Source organism: Pseudomonas iridis, assembly GCF_017980685.1.
Classification (GTDB): domain Bacteria; phylum Pseudomonadota; class Gammaproteobacteria; order Pseudomonadales; family Pseudomonadaceae; genus Aquipseudomonas; species Aquipseudomonas iridis.
Window position 1 is genome coordinate 80,218 of record NZ_JACXXO010000003.1, and the last position, 26,731, is coordinate 106,948.

The following is a 26,731-nucleotide window of genomic DNA, read 5'->3' on the forward strand; positions in this document are numbered from 1 at the left end:
TATGCCTGCTATCCCTCTTGAGCATGGTCTGGCGGTTGCCGGCATCCTGTTCTGCCTCGGCCTCGTCGGCCTGATGGTTCGTCGCAACATTTTGTTCGTGTTGATGAGTCTGGAAGTGATGATGAACGCCTCTGCACTGGCCTTCATCGTTGCAGGCGCCCGTTGGGGCCAGCCGGATGGACAGATCATGTTCATCCTGGTGATCAGCCTTGCAGCTGCCGAGGCCAGTATTGGTCTGGCGATCCTGCTGCAACTGTATCGCCGCTTCCACACGCTCGATATCGACGCTGCCAGTGAGATGCGCGGATGAACCTAATCTTTCTGACTTTCGTATTCCCCCTGATCGGGTTCCTGCTGCTGTCGTTCTCTCGTGGACGCTGGTCGGAAAACCTCTCGGCGCTGATCGGCGTGGGTTCCATTGGCTTGTCGGCGATTGTCACCGCCTACGTCATCTGGCAATTCAACGTCGCGCCTCCCGAAGGCGGTCACTACACCCTGGTACTCTGGCAGTGGATGGCAGTGGAAGGCTTCAAGCCTGACTTCGCCCTCTACATCGACGGCCTGTCGATCACCATGCTCGGCGTGGTGGTGGGCGTAGGTTTCCTGATCCACCTGTTCGCCTCCTGGTACATGCGCGGTGAAGCGGGTTACTCGCGCTTCTTCTCGTACACCAACCTGTTTATCGCCAGCATGCTGTTCCTGGTCCTGGGCGATAACCTGTTGTTCCTGTACTTCGGCTGGGAAGGCGTGGGCCTGTGCTCGTACCTGTTGATCGGTTTCTACTACAGCAACCGCAACAACGGTAACGCCGCACTCAAGGCGTTCATCGTGACCCGGATCGGCGACGTGTTCATGGCCATCGGCCTGTTCATCCTGTTCCAGCAAGTGGGCACGCTGAACATCCAGGAACTGCTGGTGCTGGCACCGCAGAAATTCCAGGTCGGCGACTTCTGGATCACCCTGGCGACCCTGATGCTGCTCGGCGGCGCTGTCGGTAAATCGGCACAACTGCCATTGCAAACCTGGCTCGCGGACGCGATGGCCGGCCCGACCCCGGTTTCGGCACTGATCCACGCCGCAACCATGGTCACCGCTGGTGTTTACCTGATTGCGCGTACCCACGGTCTGTTCACCCTGGCGCCGGACATCCTGCACCTGGTCGGCATCGTTGGTGGTGTGACACTGGTACTCGCCGGTTTCGCCGCTCTGGTTCAAACCGACATCAAACGTATCCTCGCCTACTCGACCATGAGCCAGATCGGCTACATGTTCCTGGCGCTGGGCGTGGGTGCCTGGGATGGCGCGATCTTCCACCTGATGACTCACGCCTTCTTCAAGGCGCTGCTGTTCCTTGCCTCCGGTGCGGTGATCGTTGCCTGCCACCACGAGCAGAACATCTTCAAGATGGGCGGCCTGTGGAAGAAACTGCCACTGGCCTACGCCAGCTTCATCGTCGGCGGCGCGGCTCTGTCTGCCCTGCCACTGGTGACCGCGGGCTTCTACTCCAAGGACGAAATCCTCTGGGAAGCGTTCGCCAGCGGCAACCAGGGTCTGCTTTACGCAGGTCTGGCCGGCGCGTTCATGACTTCGCTGTACACCTTCCGCCTGATCTTCATCGCGTTCCACGGTGAAGCCAAGACTGAAGCCCACGCCGGTCACGGCATCGCTCACTGGCTGCCATTGTCGGTGCTGATCGTGCTGTCGACATTCGTCGGCGCCATGATCGTGCCGCCGCTGCACGGCGTGCTGCCGCAAAGCGTTGGCCATGCCGGTGGCGAAGCCAAGCACAGTCTGGAAATCGCCTCGGGCGCCATCGCTCTGGCCGGTATCCTGCTGGCGGCCCTGCTGTTCCTCGGCAAGCGTCGCTTCGTGACGGCGATTGCCAACAGCGGCGTCGGGCGTTTCCTGTCGGCCTGGTGGTTCGCTGCCTGGGGCTTCGACTGGATCTACGACAAACTGTTCGTCAAGCCGTACCTTGCGATCAGCCACATCCTGCGCAAAGACCCGCTCGACCAGACCATCGGTCTGATCCCGCGTATGGCCAAGGGTGGTCACACTGCCCTGAGCCGCACCGAGACCGGTCAACTGCGTTGGTACGCTGCTTCGATGGCTGCTGGTGCCGTGCTGGTAATCGGCGCCATCGTGCTGGTAGCGGTCTGATATGAACCTTGCGAATTTGCGAAAGGAAACGAGCCCGTCATGATTCTGCCTTGGCTAATCCTGATCCCCTTCATCGGCGGCCTGCTGTGCTGGATGGGTGAGCGCTTCGGCGCTACCCTGCCCCGCTGGATTGCGCTGATCACCATGTCCCTGTTGCTCGCGATCGGCCTCTGGCTGTGGGCAACCGGCAACTATTCATTTGCCCCGGCGCCTGGCGCCGATCCGACCTGGGCGCTTGAGTTCAAGCACATCTGGATCGCGCGTTTCGGCATCAGCGTGCACCTGGCCCTCGACGGCCTGTCGCTGTTGATGATCCTGCTGACCGGTCTGCTGGGTATCCTCTCGGTACTCTGCTCGTGGAAAGAGATTCAACGTCACGTTGGCTTCTTCCACCTGAACCTGATGTGGATCCTGGGCGGTGTTGTCGGCGTGTTCCTCGCCCTCGACCTGTTCATGTTCTTCTTCTTCTGGGAAATGATGCTGGTGCCGATGTACTTCCTCATCGCGCTCTGGGGTCACAGTTCTTCGGACGGCAAGAAAACCCGGATCTACGCAGCAACCAAGTTCTTCATCTTCACGCAGGCTTCCGGCCTGATCATGCTGGTGGCGATCCTCGGTCTGGTACTGGTCAACTTCAACAACACTGGCGTGATTACCTTTAACTACGCCGACCTGTTGAAAACCAAGATGTCGATGACCACCGAGTACATCCTGATGCTCGGCTTCTTCATCGCCTTCGCGGTCAAGCTGCCGGTTGTACCGTTCCACTCGTGGTTGCCTGATGCGCACGCCCAGGCGCCGACCGCAGGTTCCGTCGACCTCGCCGGTATCCTGCTGAAAACCGCTGCCTACGGCCTGCTGCGTTTCGCCCTGCCGCTGTTCCCGAATGCTTCGGCCGAGTTCGCGCCGATCGCCATGACCCTCGGTCTGATCGGGATCTTCTACGGTGCGTTCCTGGCGTTCGCGCAAACCGACATCAAGCGTCTGATCGCCTTCTCTTCCGTTTCCCACATGGGCTTCGTGTTGATCGGCATCTACTCCGGCAGCCAACTGGCCCTGCAAGGTGCAGTGATCCAGATGCTGGCGCACGGTGTTTCGGCAGCCGCACTGTTTATCCTCAGCGGTCAGCTGTACGAGCGTCTGCACACGCGTGACATGCGTGAGATGGGCGGTCTGTGGTCGCGTATTGCTTACCTGCCGGCGATCAGCCTGTTCTTTGCAGCCGCGTCGCTGGGCTTGCCGGGCACGGGTAACTTTGTCGGCGAGTTCCTGATCCTGATCGGTTCTTTTGCAAGCTGGCCCTGGATCACTGCGATTGCCACGTCCGGTCTGGTGTTCGGTTCGGTCTACTCGCTGATCATGATCCACCGTGCGTACTTCGGCCCGTCCAAATCGGATGCGGTCCTGCACGGGATGGACGCTCGCGAACTGATCATGGTGCTAGGCCTTGCGGTGCTGCTGATTTACCTCGGCGTCTACCCGCAACCGTTCCTCGACACTTCTGCCGCCACGATGCATGGCGTACAGCAGTGGCTCGGCACCGCCTTCACTCAACTCGCTTCGGCCCGGTAAGAGCGCTATGGAATTCACGATTCAACACTTTATTGCGCTTGCGCCACTGTTGATCACCAGCCTCACCATTATCGTGGTGATGCTGGCAATCGCCTGGCGCCGCAACCACTCGCAGACCTTCCTGATTTCGGTGGCGGGTCTGAACCTGGCCTTGCTGTCGATCCTGCCTGCCTTGAAAGTCGCGCCTCTGGCCGTGACCCCATTGCTGCAGATCGATGCGTTCGCATGCCTGTACATGGCGCTGATCCTGGTCGCCACCCTCGCCTGCGTCACCCTCGCCCACGCCTATCTGGGCGACGGCGGTTCGGGTTACCCGGGCAACCGTGAAGAACTGTACCTGCTGATCCTGATGGCCGCCGCCGGTGGTCTGGTTCTGGTCAGCGCGCAGCACCTGGCCGGGTTGTTCATCGGTCTGGAACTGCTGTCGGTGCCGGTCTACGGTCTGGTGGCTTACGCCTTCTTCAACAAGCGTTCACTGGAAGCCGGCATCAAATACATGGTGCTGTCGGCCGCCGGTTCCGCGTTCCTGCTGTTCGGTATGGCGCTGCTGTACGCAGACGCCGGTTCGCTGAGCTTCACCGGTATCGGTCAGGCACTGGCTGCCACTGGCCTGCCTAGCCCGCTGGCACAACTGGGCCTGGGCATGATGCTGATCGGTCTGGCGTTCAAGTTGTCGCTGGTACCGTTCCACCTGTGGACGCCGGACGTGTACGAAGGTGCTCCGGCACCGGTCGCCGCGTTCCTCGCGACCGCTTCCAAAGTCGCCGTGTTCGCGGTGATGGTGCGTCTGTTCCAGATCTCCCCTGCTGCAAGCAGTGGCGTACTGAGCGACGTGCTGAGCGTGATCGCTGTCGCCTCGATCCTGTTCGGCAACCTGCTGGCCCTGACCCAGAGCAACCTCAAGCGTCTGCTCGGTTACTCGTCCATCGCGCACTTCGGCTATCTGCTGATCGCACTGGTGGCGAGCAAGGGTCTGGCGGTGGAAGCCATCGGCGTCTACCTGGTCACCTACGTGATCACCAGCCTCGGCGCTTTCGGCGTGATCACCCTGATGTCCTCGCCGTACAACGGCCGTGACGCGGATGCCCTGTACGAATACCGCGGGCTGTTCTGGCGCCGTCCGTACCTGACCGCCGTACTCACCGTGATGATGCTGTCCCTGGCCGGTATCCCGCTGACCGCAGGCTTCATCGGCAAGTTCTACATCATCGCCACCGGTGTCGAATCGCACCAATGGTGGCTGGTAGGTTCGCTGGTACTGGGCAGCGCCATTGGCGTCTTCTACTACCTGCGCGTGATGGTCACCCTGTACCTGATCGAGCCAAACCTGCGTCGCCACGATGCCGAGTTGCACTGGGAACAAAAAGCGGGCGGCGTCATGCTGCTGGCCATCGCCCTGGTTGCGTTCTTCCTCGGCGTTTACCCGCAGCCGTTGCTGACACTGGTTCAGCAGGCGGGTCTGGCGGGCTGATTGCCTGGCTGGAACTGGCTAAAAACGGAAACGGCACCTTCGGGTGCCGTTTTTTTTGTGCGGCCTCTTGATCTTTATCGCAACGCTTTCACCATTGGCACACACGCCAGTTGCAGACCCGAAGGCGATTGATAAATCGCACTCCCCTCCCCGATGTAACCGCAACGCCGGTAAAAATCGACAGCGTTCAACGTCGCGTCCAGACAGACCTCTGGATGCCTGATCGCCAAGCGTCGTATGTCGAATGCGATTTGGGCGTCATTCGCGCCAGCTCTTCTGATTTCGAACATTTATCTCTCCATGAGCCATGTGCAGACAGGAAATGAACATGAGTTGCGCACGCCGATCAATAACCTGATGGGCAAGGCGCAGGTCAGCCACCCTTCGGCGCTGGCGCTGTTTGAGCCGGTTGCGCTGGAGGTTGAGGTGGCGAAAGTGGCTGAGATGTGTTCGTTGCACGAACGGCCCCGTCGCTTGCAGACAAGCTCCCACAGTGATCCGGGGTGTACTCGGAATTTGCAGGGCTACATCCACCGCCCTGACAAAATGGAAACGCCCTTTCTCTGGCGAGAAAAGGCGTTGAGCACCTCCTTCACTTATATTTTCAGTAGGCAATACTTCCGTCATAGCGATTACGGATTAACAGATTTGCTGTTTCACCGGTCTGGTAGAAAACGGCTATCCACCCACCTCCTTCCGTGGGCAACACTTGAGTCTTCCCTTCAACGGTGACTTCCACCAGCGCACCGACGGCAGGCTGCCCAGTGAACACGGACGTCACTTGAATGGCGTATCGCCAGATATCCCCCGTACTTCCCCACTGCTGGGGCCCGGACTTTTCAGTTATCTCGACTTTGTTATGCCCCAGCGACATCGGCATCTCAAGGGACGCGACGTCCCAACCGCTCACCGTCAACCACACTGTAAAGTTGCCGCTTTTAATGCTGTTGACGCAACTCAACGACCAGCTCATTCCTTCCTCACCCATTTTTTGTGGGGTCGTCGGACTCACAGTGACCCCGAGTCCTGAGGCTTCCTGACTCAATTCCAGTGTCACGTTTTGCCCAAGCAAGGGGCTGTGGAGTTTGGGTCGCACGGTAAACGTGTGCGTCGCACCGAGGCAGGGACAGGCAGGCTCACCGTTGAAAACCTGCGCAAAATTGTCAAGGTAAACATCCACGATTTCAGCTGGGTCTTCACCCTCAACACAGCCAGGCAGTTGCCAGTCGTGCAATACAGAGCTGGTCAGGTTCAAGCCGAAAATACCGCTACGTCCTTTCTCGACAAAAATATTCCAGAACGCTGCCTGCCCTTCCTTTATCACCTGGGGCGTTCCAAGATCCGGGAAAAAGGTCAGCCCCCGATCCGTAGCGCACCACAAGTCTTGCAAGGTGACATGGGTGCCTATCAAAGTGCTGCCACTGTTGACTTTAAGTTCCAGCTTATAGGCTTCGGCCCTTTCACCTGGAAGCACGAGGTTGCTCTCGGCCAGGTCAACCCGCTTGCCGTCCAGCCAAAGCTCGGCCTCTTTCGCCCAGTCATCCGTCGCCAAGGCGTTGACCTCGTAGAGCTGTGTCATCACGACACCCGAGTTTTCGTTGGTGATATCCGCCAGCATTTCAGTTTTTCCGACAGTGTCAGGCTTGTAGGGGCAGATCGCCCATCCATGTCGATCGGTCACGGTTGTCGCCATCACCTCCTGCTTACCATTGGCCCGCCACTGCACATTCACGCCTTCGACCGCCTCCCCGGTTACACCGTCGATCACCTGCACTCGCAACATCACGCTCTGCTCGGTGCCCACAACCGGATTGCCCAGTGCCGGGGTGGCGTCACCGATACCGTACAAGGCATCGACCACCTCAAAAGTGACGGGGACGAGTGTCCACTCAGAACTATCCCCCTCGTCTTCCTGCATGACTTGAATCGAGTGGTTACCGAGCTTCCACGATTCCTTTGCAGGTATGCGCCAGGCCGCTACGCCCTTGATGGTGTCAATCAGGTTATCGGGCTCATCCTGGCGACGCAGACTGATCTGCCCTCGGGTTTCCCCTTTGCCCCTGATCACAGGCTTGCGGGGCTGCACACTACCCTGTGTTGGCGCATCAATGGTGGGCGTTCGCGGCACCTCCTTGACGAAGAAATGATGAGCCTCACTCCACTCGGAATCTACGCCATCAGCCGTTTGCTTCACCTGCAGCACGTTCATCCCGGGAATCAAGGGAGCCTTGACGACGAACTCCAGAACGCCCTCATCGTTCGCCTTGTCCGAATGCAACGTCTCGGCGCCTGCATGGCGCACGGTCAGCGTTGCGCCGGGCTGGCCGACAACCGTGATGGCGGGACGGGTCGAGGTTTTTGCGCCCGCCATCGGAAGTTCGAATTGTGGTACTGGCGGCTTGACCACCTCGCCAGCGGTGAACGTGCACTCGTCACTTGGATCGGAGTCCACACCATTGACACTCTGTTGCACATAAACCGTGTTGGTACTTTGCCAAGGCGAGTCAGGCGTGAAGCTACGATCCGTGCCCGTACCAGAAAATTCGCCGGGGACGTCGACAAATTCGGTTCCACTCGACCTGCGCATCCTAAATGACGGTTTGGATGAGCCAGAGTAAACACCCGTAATTTTCAATGCGCCTCGCGGTGGTAACGGAAAGACTGGCGGGGTGATGTCCGGCTGAGGTGCCTTGATTTTAAAGCTGCGTGCAATGCTCAGGTCGGAAGAAACGCCATTCACGGTCTGCACGGCGCGAACAAGTTTCGGACCGGGCTGCCAATCGTATTTGAACATCCAAGTGGTTCCCACCACGCTTACGGGACCACTTACATCCCTGATAGCAACGGTCGCCCCCTGGGCACACGTACCGGTGATCATGACAGTTCCGAGGTGCGTGGTTCCTTCTCTTGGTTGGTCTATCGTTGGCAAGAGCGGTTTCATACTGAAGTCGACAGGAACGCTTGGATCTGACTCCACTCCATTGACAGTGTGGAACGCCCTGACCGTGTTCGTGCGCGCCCAAGGCTGGTCAGGCGTGAAGATGCGGCTCGAGCCTGTAGTGGAAAATTTGCCGGCAACGTCGACATACGCGGTTCCGTTCCACCTGCGTATTATGAGCGTAGGCGCGGGTGATCCAGAATAAATGCCTGTAATTTGCAATGCCTGTAGCGGTTCTACTGGAGAGGTTAGCGAGGTGATCGCGGGTGAGGAGGCCTTGATTTTAAAGCTGCGTGCAATGCTCAGGTCGGAAGAAACGCCATTCACGGTCTGCACGGCGCGAACAAGTTTCGGACCGGGCTGCCAATCGTATTTGAACGTCCAGGTGGTTCCCACCACGTTTACGGCACCCTCTACATCCTTGATAGCGACAGTCGCGCCCTCGATACAAGTACCCGAGACTATTAACGTTGCGAGGTGCGTGGTTCCTTCGTTTGGCTGGTCTATCGTCGGGGCGGGCAGGCTCATATCGAAGTTGATAACGTCGCTTGGATCAGAATCCACTTCGTTGACGGTCTGTATCAACTTGACCATGTTCTTACTTACCCAAGGCTGGTCAGGCGTGAAGGTTCGGGTCGCACCTGCACTTGAAAACTTGCCGGGCTTTTCGCTAAACGCGCGTCCGTCCCAATAAAACATTTTAAGCGTTGGCGCGGGTGAACCAGGGTAAACGCCGGTAATGCCCAACGCCTGTCGCGGGGATACCTGAGAGGTTGGCGGGGTGATAGCCGGTTTGGGCACCCTGATTTTAAAGCTGCGCGCAATGCTCAGGTCGGAAGAAACGCCATTCACGGTCTGCACGGCGCGAACAAGTTTCGGACCGGGCTGCCAATCGTATTTGAACGTCCAGGTGGTTCCCACCACGTTTACGGGACCACTTACATCCCTGATAGCAACGATCGCCCCTTGGGCACACGTACCGGTGATCATGACAGTTCCGAGGTGCGTGGTTCCTTCTTTTGGTTGGTCTATCTTTGGCAAGAGCGGTTTCATACTGAAGTCGACAGGACCGCTTGCATCTGACTCCACGCCATTGACAGTCTGAATCGCCCTGACCGTGTTCATGTGCGCCCAGGGCTGGTCAGGCGTGAAGATGCTGCTCGCGCCTGTAGTGGAAAATTTGCCGGCAACGTCGACATACGCGGTTCCGTTCCACCTGCGTACTATGAGCGTAGGTGCGGGTGATCCAGAATAAATGCCTGTAATTTGCAATGCCTGTCGCGGTTCTACTGGAGAGGTTAGCGAGGTGATCGCGGGTCGGGGCGGTTTGGCGGGGGCCATTTTCAGATCGCCTGAATAAGCCCAGTCACTCCACGTTATACCCTTGGCGTAGTCGATCCTGAAGTAGAAGTTCGCTCCAGGCCGAACCAGGTTTTGGGGGACATTAAAGTCAATCTTGGCTCCAAACTCTGGTATCCCTCTCAATTCTGCGAACTTGTCAGGGCCATAGAAAAACTGACACCGCCATTCCAAAGATGGCGGTATTGTTACTAATGCGTGAACGCGGAAACCGGGGGAAAGAGTCCAGCCGTGGCTCGGTTCATATATTTGGGGTTCCCACCAGAAGATTTCCGGATCCTCCCCCTCCCCCTCCCCATTACGTTCATCTATACCATTATCGTCCGCCATGATTTGAATTCTCCGATACCCATCCAATTGGTGTCTCTGACAATCCAACCCTCGCCGACGCCCCCGCAAAAAACACCTGTAAAAACTGACAGTCCCGACGAGCGGCAATCTTCGATTACAAGCCTGATAGATGACTAATTGGCCGCTGCATGCATCAAGAGTCATTCCAGTATTATTTGGCATAGATAAAAACTGTTGAGAACGAATTAATCTAACCCGCCCACTCGTACCTGTCAGGTCTGACAGGTTACGCCGCCCCCATTTGCCGTTAGTTTGATCCTGCCGGGCATGCCCTCGATGCCGCCCTTATCCCGTCAGGAGATTCACAGTCATGGCCGACGACAACCACACGATCATGAACACGCTCGTCAAGTCGGATCACTCGTTGAAAAAAGGACGGGCCGACTTTGCGACGGCCATGCAAAAGATGGGCTTTACCTCGGTCTTCGATATCGTGCGTCTGCCCAAGCGGCCTTTGCTCGCCAGCTCGGCAAGTACAGTGATGCCAACGCCAGTCTGGCCTACGACAACGCCATGGGCTACGCCGCGCTGATTGCACGGCTTTACCGTGAACACAAAACCTCTTCTGGAACGTTCCAGCAACTCGGCCAACGTAGCGGCGTTCGTGCGCTTGCTCCGCAGGGGCCGACCTTTCCCAATCTGTTCAAGGAAAACTGGGATGAGTTTTGCAAGGTCGGGGCCATCGCTGCGGTCGATTCGCCAGTGGCCTATCTGAGTGCACTTCGGGTTTTCATCGAGCAACTGGAAGCCACCAGCATCGATCCAAAACGCATCTTGCTGGACAAGCGCCGCCCCGACCTCAAGAACCTGTTGATCACCGATGAAAGCACCTTCACGCCCAGGCCCATGCTGGAAATCGTCACCGAGGTGCTGGGCAGCAACTTGCGCGGGTATCTGGATGGCAACCCGATCGACAAACCCAAGTCAACCCAGCAAATACTTGCCGAGCGCCGTTACCCCTTCGAACTGCCCTATAACTTCTATCACCATCAATGCCAGTTGGGCCTGATCGATAAAAAGCCGAAGCTTGGGGAACTGAACTATCAGGCCAGCTTGTTGCTGCCCATTGAACAGGCAAGTACCAACCGCTATGGCGAGATGCAGCAACCAGTGCTGCAAGCGCAGCGGCTGTTGTCGGGTTTGAGCCCTCAGCAACAGGCCTTGCTGATCGAGCCATCGGTGTTCAGCAATTTTTATCTGACGCGTAACGATCTGCTCAAAGGCTGGAGAAGCGCCGGGGGCACTCACCTCGGCCCGCATACGCCAATGAGTGAGTGTTATCTATTGCCTACGTCGCAGACGGGAATCGGGGCTGCAACGCCACAGGCGGAAAGGCCAGTCAAAGGTGCGCTGGGGACCAACAAGGTACCTGTGACTTTTGGCAAACAAGGCGCTGCGTCAATTCCTGCTGTGAACCTGACACTGGGTTCCGCCACACCTGCAGACGCTGCCAGCATTTATTTCCTCAACTCCCTGCACCTCCCCGGTGCGCGCACCATCACTTCATACATCAAGGCCGAAGAGGCGCTTCCCGAACCAGAGGAAAGTGGCTACACCGCGCACTTCAATCTGGTTGCCACCACCGGCACCGTGGAGGCCCCTGTAAGCCTGGCCAGCCACCGCTTCACCCTCACTCTCGATGAGCAGTACAACCTGTCAGCGCCCGAACAGGCTTTCTTCAAACAGTCCTACGGTATCGACGTCTCGCAAGACGCGCCCCTGTGGTACATGACCCAGTTGAGCGACTTCATGGCGCGTACCGGCCTGGACGCCGAACAGGTCGAAATGCTTCTGGCCCGACGCCAATACGCAGTGCGCCTGTCACCCAACTGCCCTAGCCTGAATCCGCAACATGCGGGGGTAGTTGTCCCGGGCGCGACCGACAAGGTTTTGCCGTTTCCCCACTCGAACCACTATGGCGCCTGCTACGTCAACGGTACCGGCACCGGTGCGGACATCGACGACAGCCAGTTGGCACCTACCCCCGAGTCGATCATTCGGGATCAGTTCGACAACGCCATGGGGCTGGAGCAAGACAAGCTGGGCGACATCAAGCAATGGCGCCTGACCAAGACCTCACTCAATCGACTCGATCGCCTGCAACGCATGGTTCGCCTGCATCGCTGGACGGGCATTGCGTTCGCAAAACTGGACACGCTGATCATCAGCGCCATCCGCTCCGAGGGGGCCGCCAATCTAGGGCTTGAGCTCACCGAAAACACCCTGCGCGCACTGGGAGTCTATCGCTACCTGAATGAGCGCTACGGCATTGGCCCCGAGGAATTTGCAGCGCTGATGCACGACCTCACTCCCTATACCAGTGGCAAAGCTGAACTGCCGTTGTTCGATCAGGTGTTCAACCGCGTGCAACTGTTCGACACGCCGCTGATCCTTGATCAAACGCCCATCAACCTCAGCGCCACCGACGTCGCCACATATAAAACCCTGCTGCAATTATGTGCGGGCCTCGGCGTGCAACCGACGGAAGACTCTCTGCTGTTGATTGCCCGGCAGACCGAAAAACACGTAGGCCCACTCAAGCGTGACTTGCCCACGATCTCTTCGCTCTACCGCCAGGCACGGATCGCCCGGCTCTTCGGTTATACCGTCGCCGACTTGCTGACGCTGGCGGGATTGCTCGGTGGTCGAGACTACAAAATCGCACTGGCGAACGGTCGCTTGAGTCCCCAGGCTGCGGCGGCGAAACCTGACATTCTCGACGTATTGATGCAACTGGACTGGGCCATCAACTGGCTCAAGGAAAGTCAGCAGACCGTCGCCCAATTGCAGCAGCGCCTGGGGCCGAACGTCCCGTTGGTTGCCGAAGAGCAAGAGAGCAATCCGCAAGCAAAAATGGCAGAGCCCGCGCCTCTGCCCGATGACTTGCTCAAGCGTTTGGCCAGGTTGCAGGACGATACGAGACAAGGCGTGGTAACACAGGATCAGGTGGCTGCATTGGGTTTGCCTGCTCAAGACGATGCCACCCCAAGCCCCAAAGACATCGACTGGATGGCATTGCTGATCAGCCACGATCTGCTCGATACCGACGGCCTGCTGCCCGGGCTGGATCATTCGCTGACGCTGGTGGACGAGCCGGCCATCTGGCTCAGGACGGATGTGGATAGCCTGCTCAAAGCGCTGAAACTGAGCCAACCGGTGAAAGACACGTGCGCCGAAAAACTCGTGGCGCTGCTGCTCGGCGCATACGACCGGCAAACACAGTTGCTCGAAGGACTGTTTGAGGAAACCGCCAAACTGCCGCCGGAGCGTTGCACCGCTGTCATTCACTGGGCGCATTCCTCAGCCTACAGCGTTTTGCTGGCAGCCCTTGAAGAACCACTGAACCCAGAGCTGATCGAGCATTTCGAGCGCATATCGCGCCATGCCGAGATCGCTGTGCAACTGCGCTTGAGCAACAGTGCATTGCGCCTGTTCGTGGTAAATCCGACGTGGCTGGGCGGCAACCTCTACGGGGGCAGCAGCAGCGAACCGTCGCTCAGCGATCTCTATCTGTTCGAACGCTTCAGCCATTGGTTTCACAGCCAGAGCCAATCGGAAGACAGTGTGTTGAGTTACTTCAGCGCTGCCAATCCGGCCATCGCCAAGCTGAAAAACAAGGCGCTGCGCCAACTCGCCAGCGAAACAGCCAACGCGGCTCTGGCGCGGTTGCTGGAGTGGCCGGAAGCGGAAGTCGCCACGCTGACCGATACCCTCCCCGACAAACGCGCCACCTCGATGGCTCACGTGGATTGGGTGCGTCGGTGCCAGGCGAGCTGCTCAGCGAGTGGGCTGTCTGCCAAAGCGCTGCTGCAGGCCACCGCGCTGAATGCTCTAAGCCCTCTGGATGCCTGGAAAACTGTCGGCGACGCGGTTATGGCCGCCAGCCCCGCCTCTGCCGCTACATTGGCCAATGGTTAAGGAACGATCATGACAACTGCCTTCGACGCACCACTGAATGAGTCACTGCGCGATGCGATGCTTGCCCTGTATCTGCACGAAGCCATACCCAACGACCCGTACCTGGTCGATCAGGGGTTGGCCCAGCAAATCAAGACCGCCAACGATCTCTATGAATTCTGGTTGCTGGATGTACTGGTCAGCCAGAACGTGCCGACCAGCCCGGTGGCCTGTGCCATTGCCAGCCTGCAGCAACTGGTCAACGGCATCATGTTGAACATGGAGCCCGGTTACAGCGATGACAGCCTCAATCCCCTACAGACCAAGACCTGGCGTGACGGCCTGAACCGGTATCCGATCTGGGCCGCGACCCAGCAACTGCATTACTTCCCGGACATCTATCTGGACCCGACACTGCGGGCGACCAAGACGGCCAGTTTCGAGCAACTGGAAAACGACCTCAATCAGGCGCAGATTCAGCCGGACACGGTGCAGGCGGCGGTGCTGGCATATCTGGGGCGCTTTGAGGAAATCGCCAACCTGAAAATCTGCAATGGCTACATTGATGGCGAAGACTTTGCCAACAGCACCTACTACTTCATCGCAAAATCCCCGGCCGAAAACGCTTATTACTGGCGCTCACTGGACATGCGCCAACGCCCGGTGAAGGAGCCCGCGTCGACGCTTGGCGAGATGCCAGCCAAGTACGACAAACCGTTGCCCAATGCGTGGTCCGACTGGCAAAAAGCCAATGTACCAATTTCGGAGAAGGCGCTGGAACACACCATTCGTCCGTGCTGGTTCAACAATCGTTTGTTCGTGATCTGGGCCGAGCTGGAAATCCAGGATGCGGATGCATTGGCATCTCCGCCAGCAGGGCAAGCGGATAATGCGATCAAGGCGTTTCCGAAGTTCAAGTTATATGCCAGTTACAAGAAATACGATGATAACTGGAGTGCGCCACGGGTTTACATCGAGAGTTATTGCCAGACGGCCGCACTGATCGCGAAGACGCCAGAGCAAATTGCTGCGGAAACCCAAACCATTGCGGTGTATGACCATTCGACGTCGCCCGAGTCGATCGTGCTCATGTTGTATTCCAACTATGAGTCCGGTTCCGATACTAGCGGTGACACAGATAAATACGATTTCTTAAGAACGATACGAATCGACAAGAATTTTATTGTGACGCCGCTGTTCCCAGCGGAAGGCCAGGTTGGCCAAGGTAAATTCGCTTCGGCGCAAGCACTCGAGGCCGATGACAAGAGCAGAAAGCATGTGCTTCTAATCGGCCACCTTTTCGCCAACACACACCAAAATGCCGGTCGATTTCAATACTGGCTCCCATCTGGCACTCCGGTATTTGGTGCAGTTACTCAGTCGACGCCGCATAAAGACAAAGCAAGCTGGAACTTTAATGATTGGCAGTCACGAATCAAAACCATTGAGAGAAATATTGATATCGTCTACGACCGAAACAACTCGAACATCGGACTTACACTAAGACTGGAGAATAGTTTCTCAAGCTACCGTGTTCTCAGTATCTCCATCAAGGACCGCACAGATACAACCAAGGAACTCATCAAGATAACGCTGATCTTCAATCCGGCGGATAACCCTAACGACTGGGTTCAGTTACTCCCAGGGTCAACCATAGAACCGGTTGGCACCGACTTCATGGACCAGCCGAATGCAGCGTTCACCTTCAAGGGCACGCCCGACCTTCTTCGTACCCTGATTGTAGATAAGGGTTCTATTTATCAATTTACGGTGCCTGCCACCAAAAAGGGAGAATCGGCGTCTCTGGCCGGTAAAGTCGCGAATGGGTGGATTCTCTACCATCTGATGAAAGACGTTGACGCCTTTTTTGAGACGCTCTGGCGTTTTACAACCTCTGTGTCAGAACTCCCGCTTCATCCCCCAGCGACCCGTAAAGCCACCGGTGATTTGGGATACGGTTATCAACTATTTGTTGGACACCCACTGGACGTGCAATCCGCTGAGTTTCCACAAGATCTCAACCAACTGCGTCCGATCTACACGTCCGGCATTGTTGACAACTTGTACACACTATTCGCAACTCCAGTCAGGTTCTCAATTGACCAGACTACTCACCAGCCCGACGGGTGGGGAGTAGAGTGGCCCGAAGACGAGACAAACCTGAAAATTCCTCTTGTTTATGGTGTGTTGATTTATGACCGGAACACCAATTACAGCACACTCCAGGGCGGTGCTCTCAAGGCTTTGACCATAGGCTGGGGGGAGGAAATTGGAGCAGAAGTTCAAATTGCGCCAAGCATCAACAGCCTGATCAACCCGTCCATAGGGGACAGTCCCTCCTTGGGCAAGGCGCAGTTCATTGACTTCACAGGTTCAAGCATAGAGTTGAGTGAATCGCAAAACCCTGGATTCGCAAATCGCGCGCCCATCCGCATGAACACCACCTTCGCCCGGCAGTTGATCGAACTCGCCGAGAACGGCATGGAACCGCTGCTGCGTTGGGAAACCCAGACGCAACAAACAGAACCGCCCATCCCCAACGGCCTCGGCGCGCAATCCATGGATTTCGGGGGCGCGTATTACCAGATTTTCCTTGAACTGTTCCTGTACTTGCCTTGGCTGGTCGCGTATCGCCTGAACGAAGAACAACAGTACGAAGAAGCGAAACAGTGGCTGTCTTATATTTTCGACCCCGCCCGGCAAAGCGCCGATTCGGGGCATCCCGGTTACTGGCAGGCCGTGCCGCTGCTAGAGCCGGTCTGGCCCGGTGCGCCAGACCCCAGTCAGGCGATTCTGTTTCCGGATGACCCGCACCAGATTGCCCTGAGTTTTCCGGTGCACTTTCGCAAGGCACTGTATGGGCTCTACATCGATATCGAGAGTAATCAGGCTGACCGGGCCTATCAAGAACTCACACCCGACGGCCTGGCCGAAGCCAAATTACGTTATGCGCACATCTTGGACTTGCTGGGCCCACGCCCGGATGTCCGGCAGGTCGACGATTGGCTGCCAATCGATCTGAATGAGCTGAGTTCAGCAAAGAACGAGGAGCTGCGTGACTTCGAAAAACACCTGATCAGCGCTCAACAACAGAGGCTGGATCACCCGCCGATGCACATCGGCAAAGACCTGGCTTCGCAGGCCGCCCCGTTACTGTGCCTGCGGCCTTACGGCGATGACTCGTCGCTGCCCGGCGTCGACAATCCCTATCTGCGCCGCCCCATCAACCCCGAGTTGGCCCAGCGCTGGGAGCGCGCCGAGAGCCGGAAGTATAACCTGCAACACAACCTCGACATGGCTGGCAATCCGTTGCACCTGCCGTTGTTCGCCGCGCCGCTGGATCCGCGCGCTCTGCTCGCGGCCTGGGGCCAGGGCTTGTCGGGCGCTGCGCTCAGCCGTCTGCTCAACCCGCAGATTCCACATTATCGCTTCACGTTCATGTTCGCCCTGGCACAGAACGCGGTGGACAGCGTGATCCAGTTCGGCTCGACGCTGTTGTCGTTGATCGAGCGCAAGGAGCAGGCGCAATACCTGGAGTTGCAACAGCAACAGGCGTGGAATCTGGCGAAAGTGGCTGTTGAGATACAGGTTCAGGCGGGAAAGATTGATGAAAAAAACAAGGCGGCTTTGCAGGCCAGTCAGGCGGTCATTGGTGGGAGGGTCAGCTATTACGAAACGTTGGTCAGCGATGGCGTCAGCGACCTGGAAGTCGCGGCAGGAGCTGCTCACTATTTGGGAGCAAGCGCCCAAGTCAGCGCGAGCGGCGTTCAGGTCACCGCCGAAAACTTAAAAGCCGCACCTAATATCATTGGCTTTTCCATCGGTGGTCAACGGATCGAAGCGCCGGCCTACGCCGTAATGGCCGGGATGCAAGCAACTTCCACGGCGTTGTTTGCCGATGGCCAGATGATGGACCGCATCGAACAATACCGTCGACGCTCCCAGGAATGGGCCCAAGCCCTCGACCAGTCAAAACTCGAACTCAAACAAATCGAAGCCCAACTCGCCGTCTACGAAGAACAACACAAAGCCACCCAACTGCAACTGCGCCAGGCGCAAACCGCGCTCAATCAGGCGAAGGCTACCCACGACTTCCTGCTGAGCAGCAACCGCTTCAGTCGATCCCAGACCTACGACTGGCTCAACAGCCAGTTCGCCGGTTTCTACAACGGAGCCTATACCACTGCATTGTCCATGTGTCAGGCGGCCGAGGCCTGCTGGCAGTACGAGATGGGTGACTTCACGCAGACCTTCATCCGCCCCGGTGCCTGGAATGCCACCTATCGCGGCCTCGGTGCCGGCGAAGCGCTGAAAATGAGCCTGCAGCGGATGCACGCCGATTACCTGAAACACAACAAACGCGAGCTGGAAATCCGCAAAACCGTTTCGCTCAAAGAACTGTTAGCCAAAGACCCCTCTTCAATCGTCAACAAGAGCTGGGAAGACATCAAAAAAGCGCTGACGACCAACGGCACCTGTGAGTTCGAACTGACGCAAAAGATGTTCGACGATGACTATGCCGGGCAAAACCATTTTATGCGCCGGATCAAGACCATCAGCCTGACGCTGCCGGTCAGCCTTGGCCCCTATAAAGACATCTGCGCGGTGCTGACGCAGACCTACAGCAAGGTGGAAATGACCTCCACCGTTGGCAACGCCAAGGAAAACCTGCGCGCCAGCCAACAGGTTGCCCTCTCCCACGGTATCGATGACAACGGCCTGTTCCAGCTCAACTTTCAAGACGAACGCTACCTGCCCTTTGAGTACACCGGAGCGATTTCCTGCTGGGCTCTGACCTTTACCTGCCCTGAAGCATGGGAGGCGCTGTTCAAATCCCTGACCGACATCATTGTGCATATCAGCTATACGGCCAGAAGCGAGGGCCGCTCGCTATGAACGAACAACAACCACAGCAACAGTCGACGATGCAGATCAACACGCCGACGCTGCCGAAGATGGGCGGCGCCATTCAAAGCATCGGCAAGGGCTGGGGCGGCGTTGGCACAAATGGCGCGGCATCGCTGGAGTTGCCCCTGCCAATTTCTGCCGGTCGCGGCTTTGCCCCGGCGCTGGGTTTGGGGTACAGCAGCGATGTGGGCAACAGCCCGTTCGGGATCGGCTGGCGGATGACGGTCAACGCCATCACCGTGCGCACCACAAAAGGCGCGCCGGCTTACGACGGGGCTGATCAGATAGTCGGGCCCGGCGGCGATGTATGGATGCCGGAACGTAATGAAAGCGACGGCGAACTGATTTCGCGTGTCACCAGCACCTACAACGGCGTGCCGCTGGGCGCGGAGCACAAAGTAGTGCGCCATTGGCCACGAGTGGAAGGTGAGTTTGCGCTGATCGAGCATTGGTCGACGGTGGCTGACAGCGTGGGTTTCTGGCTCATCCACGGCGCCGATGGCAGCCTGCACATGTACGGCAAAAATGCCATTTCGCGCCGGGCCGACCCGAGCGACCCGCTGCACGTCGGCGTGTGGATGATCGACGAAAGCCTCAACACCCGCGGCGAACACATTGTCTACGAATACAAGGCCGAAACCGATCTGCCTGCCGCCCCACAGTGGCGCGACTACCGGGCCCAGCGCTATCTCAAATGCGTGTACTACGGCAATGCCAAGGCCCATCCAAACCTGTACGCGTGGGTGGCAGACAGCTGGAAAAGAGAGCCATGGCACTTTCAACTGGTGTTCGATTATGGCGAGCGCAGCACTGAGCTCGATCAGGTGCCGACATTCGCTGAAAAACATCCATGGCCTGAACGCAGCGACCCGTTCTGGAACTACAGCTACGGTTTCGAACTGGGCACGCGGCGCCTGTGCCGCCAGGTGTTGATGTTTCATCATTTCCCCACGCAGCTGGGAGACGCGCCCGTGCTAGTGCAGCGCCTGATGCTGGAACACCGGGCAGGTCCATTGGGCTACAACCACCTGACGGCGGCGCACGTCCAGGCTTACGACAGCCTGGGTAAGATCGAAAACCGGCCGCCGATGGAATTCCACTACAACGCCTTCGACCTCGACCCGCAACCTGCGCGCTGGACACCATTCCCCGGCATGCCCGGTCTCAACGACGGCCAGCGTTATCAGCTGGTGGACCTGTACGGCGAAGGCATGCCCGGGGTGCTTTGTCGCTACGATCAAGCCTGGTATTACCGCGAGCCGCTGCGCGACGAAAGCGCGGGCGACAACGTGTGCTACAGCGACTGGAAACGCCTGGAGCACGTCCCCGTGGCCGACAGCAGCAAGCCGATTCACCAGTCGCTTACCGACCTGACCGGCGACGGTAAGCTTGACTGGGTATTGGCCATGCCGGGCATGTGCGGTTTTTTCACGCTTGATCCGGATCGCACGTGGTCGACTTTCGTTCCCTTCGACTCCTTCCCCAGCGAGTTTTTCCACCCGCAGTCGCAGCTGACCGATCTGGTCGGTGACGGTCTCAGTGACCTGGCACTGATCGGCACCCGCAGTGTGCGGCTGTACTCCAACCGCCGTGCGGCGGGCTTTGCCGACGGCCTCGACATACCTCACGCAGATAAAACGGCCGAAGGCGATGACGATGATCTGCCGGTACCGAGCCATTCGCAGACCGAACTGGTGGCCTTCGCTGACCTGCTTGGCAGCGGTCAGCAACATCTGGTACGCATCCGCCACAACGAAGTCAAATGCTGGCCCAACCTGGGCCGTGGGCGTTTCGGCAAGGGCTTCGTATTGTGTGATTTGCCGTTTGCCTACGGCGAGTTCAATGCTGCCCGGGTATTGCTCGCCGACCTTGATGGCTCGGGAGCGGCAGACCTGATCTACCTGGACACCGAGCGCCTGCGGGTGTTCATGAACCATGGCGGCACGGGTTACACGCAAACGTCTACCGACCTGCCTTGGCCCGAAGGCGTGCAATACGACCGGCTCTGCCAGGTCAGCACCGCCGACCTGCAAGGTCTGGGTTGCTCCAGCATCGTCCTGACGGTGCCGCACATGGCGGTGCAGCACTGGCGCTACGACTTCGTAAAGGCCAAGCCGTATTTGGTCAACGGTACTTGCAACAACATGGGTACCAGCACCGGTGTGACCTATCGCAGTTCCGCGCAGGAATGGCTGGATGAAAAACAGGAGCAGCACGCTCGCGGGGTGGAAAATCCCGTTTCACGACTGCCGTTTGCCATGCACCTGGTCAGCCAGCAAACGCAGCTCGATGAGATTACCGGGAATCGGCTGACGCAATGCTTCAACTACCGTGGCGGCTACTACGACCGCTACGAACGCGAGTTCCGCGGCTTTCATCTGCTGCTGCAACGCGATGCCGAAGCGTCAGCTGCCGAGCGTGCAGCGGTCGGCTTCACCGCACCCATCCTGAGCAAAACCTGGTACCACACAGGCGAGGCCGTCGACCCTCCTCGGGACGGGTATTACGCTCGTGATCCATTGGCGGTTGCCCTGCAATCCACGCTGTTGCACAAGTACCATTTCAACGATCGCGCAACGCAAGCCTTCACCGATTTTGACGAGGACACCGCCCGCGAAGTAGCCCGCGCCCTGAGCGGCCGAGTGCTGCGCTCGGAGATCTACGCGGCAGATGACGACCCGACCACCGCCGTGCCATACGTTGTCACGGAAAACCGCACGCTGGTGCGAGTGCTGCGGCTCAAAGGTAAACACCAGCCATATGCCGTGCTGCAACCGCTGGGCCTTGAGTCGATCAGTTACCAGTATGAGCCAGCCCTCGCGGACGATCCGTTATGCCAACACCAGATCAACCTTGAGTGGGACGAGTATGGCGCCTGCGTCCACGCCTTCACCGTGCATTACGCACGCCGCAAAACCGTCAACGATACGCCGCCGTTCAGTGATGAATATCAGAAGAACTGGTGGAAGGATGCCCACGACGACGCGCAGCAAAACTGGTATCTGACGCAATCCAGATCGTTACCCATTCACTTGCCGGACCCGCAGGCTTGGCGCCTGGGTCTTCCTTGCCAACAACGCAGCAATGCTCTGGTGCTAGCGAAAAACGCGTTGACGCCGGCCACGATCAACCATGAGCACTTCCTCGAACAGAGCAAGGACGATGGCGAATGGGCGCAACAAGCGGTGCTGGCCGGCTTGTCCCGGCAGTACTACATGAACCCCGCAAACGGCCAGCCCCTTGCGCCGCTGGAAGCGACGTTCGAAGGCTTGCCCGCTCATGTCGAAACGGCAGAACTGGATGCTATTGCCCTCAGCGCTTACGACAAGCTTAAGGACGAACAGGGCAACATGCCCTTCAACCTGAAAGAGAAACTCGAGTCGCCTGAAGTGGGTTACCACATCATGGAACTGTTTCTGCCCACAGTGCCCAAGCCTGCAATGGCAGACCCGCAGGATGCAAAAAACTACCTGTGGTCGGTGCATCGCGGTTTCCCTACCTACTACAACCTGGACGGCTTTTATAACGTCTGGAAATACCGCGAAACCCGCAGCCACGGCGAAACCACGATCAACTACGACGATTTCTGGTGCCTCACCACCGCTGTGATCTTGCCGGACGGTTGCACCACGCGCACCCTCAACGTTGATTACCGAAGCTTTATGCCGGCCGCCATCGAAGATGCCAACCGCAATATTCAGGAGGCCCGGTATAACGCCTTCGGTGAGCCGCTGGTGACCAGTTTCCGCGGCACTGAGCTTGGCAAACCGGTGGGTTTCGATTGCCTGGACACCTACGTCCCTCCCGCAGACCGCAACCCGGCCATCGCCATTGCTGATCCGAAAAAAGCCATCGGCAACTTCGCCAGCGCCGGTTTCGCCGATCCGTTCAGCTGGATGGGCCGCGTCTCGAGCACCGCGCCGCCCTCCCCGACCTGGCTGGCGTGGGCCAGGGCTAAAGGCTTCGTACTGCCCAGCGGGCACCTCTGCGACAGGGCCAGGCAACATGTTGCACGCCTGGAAAATCCTGACCCGAACGAAACGATCCTCAAGCAGCAGCTCGACACGGCGCAGCGTGAACCGGTGTACGCCGTCACCCTGCTGGCCGACCGCTACCCCGGCGACGCAGAACTGCAAGTACGGGTCAGCATCGTGTGCCTGGACGGCTTCGGCCGTACGCTGCAAACCAAGCAGGAAGTCGAACCCGGCAAGTCATGGCTGGTCGATGAAAACGCCGAACTGATCCTCAATCCCGACGGCACGCCACAGGAAGCCGAAGTACCGCGGCGCTGGCGGGTGAGTGAGCCGGTGGAATACAACAACAAAGGGCTGCCAGTACGAATCTACCGACCCTACTTTTCCAATAAATCGCGTTATATCAATGATCATGCGATGCGCCAGCACGCCTTCCACGACCAGCAATACTACGATGCCGCAGGCCGGCCCACCGAAACAGTGCTGGCAAAAAAAATGCTGCAAGGCGATCCGCCGGTATTGAAACCGCTACGCCGCCAGACGTGGTACTGGATCTGGTGCAATGTGGCTTTCGACGAGAATGACCTGTTCGAGGCACCGCCGGAACAACGACGAGGTAACTGGTGGACAGGTAAATGAGTGTGCATTTACACACGCCGCAGCTATCCGTCGTCGACGGTCGAGGCCTGCCCGTGCGCCAGATCGTGTATTGGCGACAGGATTGCAGTGAGCCCGAGGCACGTCACACTCTCCAGCGACATGACGCCGCCGGACGCTTGGTGGCGCAACGCGATCCACGACTGGCGCCTGCCAACCTCACCACGATCTATTCCCTGTCCGGCCAGGTGCTCAGCACCCTCAGTGTCGATGCAGGCTGGCGCGCCCAACTACCGGGCGAAGCGAATCAGCCGGTGCAGGGCTGGGATGGTCGCGGCAGCCAACGGCGTGTCGAGTATGACCAGCTGCTGCGGCCAACGGCCGTGTTCGAGCAAGCGCTTGCGGGTGAATCGTTGTGCACGGAGCGTTGTGTGTATGGCGGCAGCGACCCGGCATGCGCCAAGCGTAATCAGTGCGGGCAACTGATTCGCCACGATGATCCGGCAGGTACTCGGCTGTTGACCGCGTTCGGATTGACGGGTGCAGTGCTGGAGCAGACTCGCCACTTTCTGAAGGCGCTGGATTCCCCCGACTGGCCGGAGCTTGTGGCCGAACGCGACGCGTTGGTCGAGCCTGGTGCGGGGGCGATCAGCCAAACGGTGGTCAATCCGTTGGGCGAAGCCATCCAGCAAATCGACGCAAAGGGCAATCAGCAGTTCTTCAGCCAGGCCCTCGGTGGCACGTTGCGAGAGGTGCGCCTGCAACTGAAAAACGACACCGCGCCAAAGACTCTGGTCAGTGCCCTCCAGTACAACGCCCAAGGCCAGACTGAACAGGAAACCGCCGGCAACGGTGTCCTCACTACGCTGCAATACGATTGCGAAGATGGCCGTCTGACCCGCCTGCAAGCCCGACGCGGCAATGACGTCCTGCAAGATTTGCGCTATGCCTACGACCCGGTCGGCAATGTGCTGAACATCGAAGACGCCGCCCTGCCCATTCGCTACTTCGCCAACCAGCGCATCGAACCGGTCAATCGCTATGGGTATGACAGTCTCTACCAGTTGATCAAGGCGACGGGATGGGAGGCTGGCGGCGCCAGTCAAGGCCCGCAGTTCTCGGCATTTGACGATCCTCAAGCGTGCGCCGGTTTCACCCAGACCTACCGCTACGATCGCGGCGGCAATCTGCTGGAACTGACTCATGAAGGGCCGCAACACCATAGCCATCGATTGGTCGCCGCCGCAGGGAGCAACCGCTGTTTGCCCGTGCTCGATGGCGTGGAGCCGGACGACGACGATTTTCGCGGCGGCTTCGATGCCAACGGCAATCTGCTCGTCCTGCAGCCGGGGCAGTCCTTGCAATGGGATCTGCGTAATCAATTGCGCGAAGTCCGACCGGTTGAGCGTGATGGCGCGGCGGACGATGACGAGCGCTACATCTACGGCGCCGATGGCATGCGCCTGCGCAAAATCCGCCAGATGCAGACCAATGCGCGGACGCTGTTCGACGAAGTCCGGTATTTATCCAATCTGCAAATACGCACCCACAGCGGGACGGGTAAAACGTTGCAGATCATCACGGTTCAGGCCGGGCGCAGCAGCGTGCAGGTTTTGCATTGGGAATCCGAACCGCCCCAAGGCATCGACAACGACCAGCAGCGCTACAGCCTTGCCGATCATCTGGGCTCCTGCACGCTCGAACTCGACGACGCGGGCCAGGTGATCAGCCACGAGCGTTATCACCCCTTCGGCACCACCGCGTGGTTCGCCGGGCGTGGGGAAGTAGAGGCGAGTTACAAGACGCTGCACTATTCAGGGAAAGAGCGGGATGCGACGGGACTTTATTGTTATGGGTTCAGGTATTACGTGGCGTGGTTACAGCGGTGGTTAAATCCGGATCCAGCCGGAGCCATTGATGGCTTGAATCTCTACAAAATGGTTCAAAACAATCCCATTGCACTAGTGGATCCCATGGGCCTTGCGCCGATAAACCCCGAACCAGGTCGCGAACGTGCCATCCACAATTGGCAGAAGTTAATTGGCAATATCCGGCCGGTAAGAGTGAAAACAATCGCTCCCGGCATGATCTTGGTACGTATTGCAGCGTCGGAATCAGGCTTGGCCCGATTAGGAATAAATTTTGACAGGCAAGCCATATCGAGACGTGAGATTAGTTATCTATCAATTGATAGCAGCTATCAAAGCAAGCTTGCAGGATCTGATTCGTTAACTCCCTTGAAGTCAATGAGTGCAAATGCCATCCATGCTGCATCCAATACTGGCGAGTCCGAAAATATCGCTTATGTAAATGGAGCTTTTTTCAACATGGCGAACAAGCTTTCCTCGTCAGCCCCGCAATATGCCACCGTTGGCGAAAGTAGCGTTGAGGGGAAGCAAATGCCTGCGTTGCCAATTCCACCAGCCTATGAAGACAAATACACCAAAGTAACAATGGGCGATGGCTCATACTTTCACTCGGCACCAATACTTTCAAAAAACGGTAGCCAACTGTTTACCTCGCAAGAACTGAACGAACCAAGATTCAATTTTGATCCAGACGCAAATCTACCTGGAAACCTGGGGCATGCGGGCGACCCCAACGCTCGCTCAGCGATCAGTCTTCCGGGAGCCGGCTCAGTTAACCCGCGTACCCGATTAATACTAGGCAGCGATTCCGGAGGTGCAAAAGCCAACTCAGCGGGCTACACCATGTCTGAATGGGCTCAAGTCACTAACAGGCTGGACAGGTTGAACAGCTCACCGGGCAAATCGGTAAATCTGGACGGGGGCGCTTCAACCGTATTAGGCGCAATTAATAGTGACGGTTTTATGGTGGATATAAAGACAACTCGCGACCTCAAAAGAGGTATTTCCAATTTTCTGGTGTTTTACAAATAGTCAAGTGTCCGAGAGTTTGCCTAGTGGGTGAGCACTTCCCCACAGGCGGTGTAATGCACTCAAAACCGATAGCCACTTCTTGGAAGCGAGCCCGCACCCGCAGATTTCCCTCACATAACGAAATTGTAATAACCGCATCACCTTGGCGTTTCCGCGCCGGGCCGGTCAATTCGCCGTGGATCGCTTTCGGCGGTGGCGTTGGGTCAGCCAGCGTCAGTGCTGTAAGTCAGTCCGCCATCGCTCGCAGGCAAGCTCCCATAGGGATTTCGGGTGACTTCGGATTTTGTTAACACCACTGAAACCTGTGGGAGCCAGCCTGCTGGCGATGGCGTTGGGTCAGTCAACATCATTGTTGAATGTAAGTCCGCCATCGCTGGCAAGCCAGCTCCCACAGAGATTTCGGTTGACTTCAGATTTTGTTAACACCACTGAAACCTGTGGGAGCCAGCCTGCTGGCGATGGCGTTGGGTCAGTCAACATCATTGTTGAATGTAAGTCCGCCATCGCTGGCAAGCCAGCTCCCACAGTGTTCAGTGGTGTCCACAAAATCCAGGAACACCCGAGTTCCCTGTGGGAGCTGGCTTGCCAGCGATGGCGGTGGATC

The 26,731-nt window shown here is 57.9% G+C and carries 10 protein-coding genes and 1 pseudogene; 9 read left to right on the forward strand and 2 right to left on the reverse strand.

Translation table 11 applies throughout. The features are described 5' to 3' along the window. Position 1 precedes the first annotated feature (1 nt). From nuoK to nuoN, 4 genes are read left to right on the forward strand one after another with little or no spacing between them, the layout of a single operon-like run. Positions 2–310, forward strand: coding sequence for an NADH-quinone oxidoreductase subunit NuoK (nuoK, locus tag IEQ42_RS08040; RefSeq protein WP_003223790.1), 309 nt, complete (start codon positions 2–4; stop codon positions 308–310). Further along, positions 307–2,160, forward strand: coding sequence for an NADH-quinone oxidoreductase subunit L (nuoL, locus tag IEQ42_RS08045; RefSeq protein WP_210703144.1), 1,854 nt, complete (start codon positions 307–309; stop codon positions 2,158–2,160). The genes nuoK and nuoL overlap by 4 nt, the downstream gene beginning before the upstream one ends. 39 nt (positions 2,161–2,199) lie before the next feature. Next, positions 2,200–3,732 (forward strand): NADH-quinone oxidoreductase subunit M, encoded by a 1,533-nt coding sequence (gene nuoM, locus IEQ42_RS08050; RefSeq protein ID WP_042559874.1) that lies wholly within the window; start codon positions 2,200–2,202, stop codon positions 3,730–3,732. Positions 3,733–3,739: 7 nt separating this feature from the next. After that, positions 3,740–5,203, forward strand: a complete 1,464-nt coding sequence (nuoN, locus tag IEQ42_RS08055) for an NADH-quinone oxidoreductase subunit NuoN (RefSeq protein ID WP_042559875.1) — start codon at positions 3,740–3,742, stop codon at positions 5,201–5,203. A 74-nt stretch (positions 5,204–5,277) separates the two neighbouring features. Here the strand turns inward: nuoN and IEQ42_RS27675 are convergent. Both IEQ42_RS27675 and IEQ42_RS08060 read right to left on the reverse strand, forming a co-directional pair. Beyond that, positions 5,278–5,415: pseudogene (locus IEQ42_RS27675) on the reverse strand (GNAT family N-acetyltransferase); the annotation flags it as partial. A gap of 392 nt (positions 5,416–5,807) precedes the next feature. Next, on the reverse strand, positions 5,808–9,830 hold the full coding sequence (locus IEQ42_RS08060) for a hypothetical protein (RefSeq protein ID WP_210703145.1): 4,023 nt from the start codon (positions 9,828–9,830) through the stop codon (positions 5,808–5,810). A 331-nt stretch (positions 9,831–10,161) separates the two neighbouring features. Between IEQ42_RS08060 and IEQ42_RS27280 the strand changes: the two genes are divergently transcribed. Genes IEQ42_RS27280 through IEQ42_RS08080 form a run of 5 tightly spaced genes read left to right on the forward strand, consistent with a single transcriptional unit; the run spans position 10,162 to position 26,127 of the window. After that, positions 10,162–10,383, forward strand: coding sequence for a hypothetical protein (locus tag IEQ42_RS27280; RefSeq protein ID WP_228731968.1), 222 nt, complete (start codon positions 10,162–10,164; stop codon positions 10,381–10,383). After that, positions 10,365–13,769 (forward strand): Tc toxin subunit A, encoded by a 3,405-nt coding sequence (locus IEQ42_RS08065; RefSeq protein WP_241865825.1) that lies wholly within the window; start codon positions 10,365–10,367, stop codon positions 13,767–13,769. The genes IEQ42_RS27280 and IEQ42_RS08065 overlap by 19 nt, the downstream gene beginning before the upstream one ends. Positions 13,770–13,778: 9 nt before the next feature. Then, positions 13,779–18,644, forward strand: a complete 4,866-nt coding sequence (locus IEQ42_RS08070; protein ID WP_210703146.1) for a Tc toxin subunit A-related protein — start codon at positions 13,779–13,781, stop codon at positions 18,642–18,644. Beyond that, positions 18,641–23,269, forward strand: a complete 4,629-nt coding sequence (locus IEQ42_RS08075; protein WP_210703147.1) for a SpvB/TcaC N-terminal domain-containing protein — start codon at positions 18,641–18,643, stop codon at positions 23,267–23,269. The genes IEQ42_RS08070 and IEQ42_RS08075 overlap by 4 nt, the downstream gene beginning before the upstream one ends. Next, the gene (locus IEQ42_RS08080; RefSeq protein ID WP_210703148.1) at positions 23,266–26,127 is read left to right on the forward strand and encodes an RHS repeat-associated core domain-containing protein; all 2,862 of its coding nucleotides are present in this window, start codon (positions 23,266–23,268) and stop codon (positions 26,125–26,127) included. The genes IEQ42_RS08075 and IEQ42_RS08080 overlap by 4 nt, the downstream gene beginning before the upstream one ends. Positions 26,128–26,731: the final 604 nt, after the last annotated feature.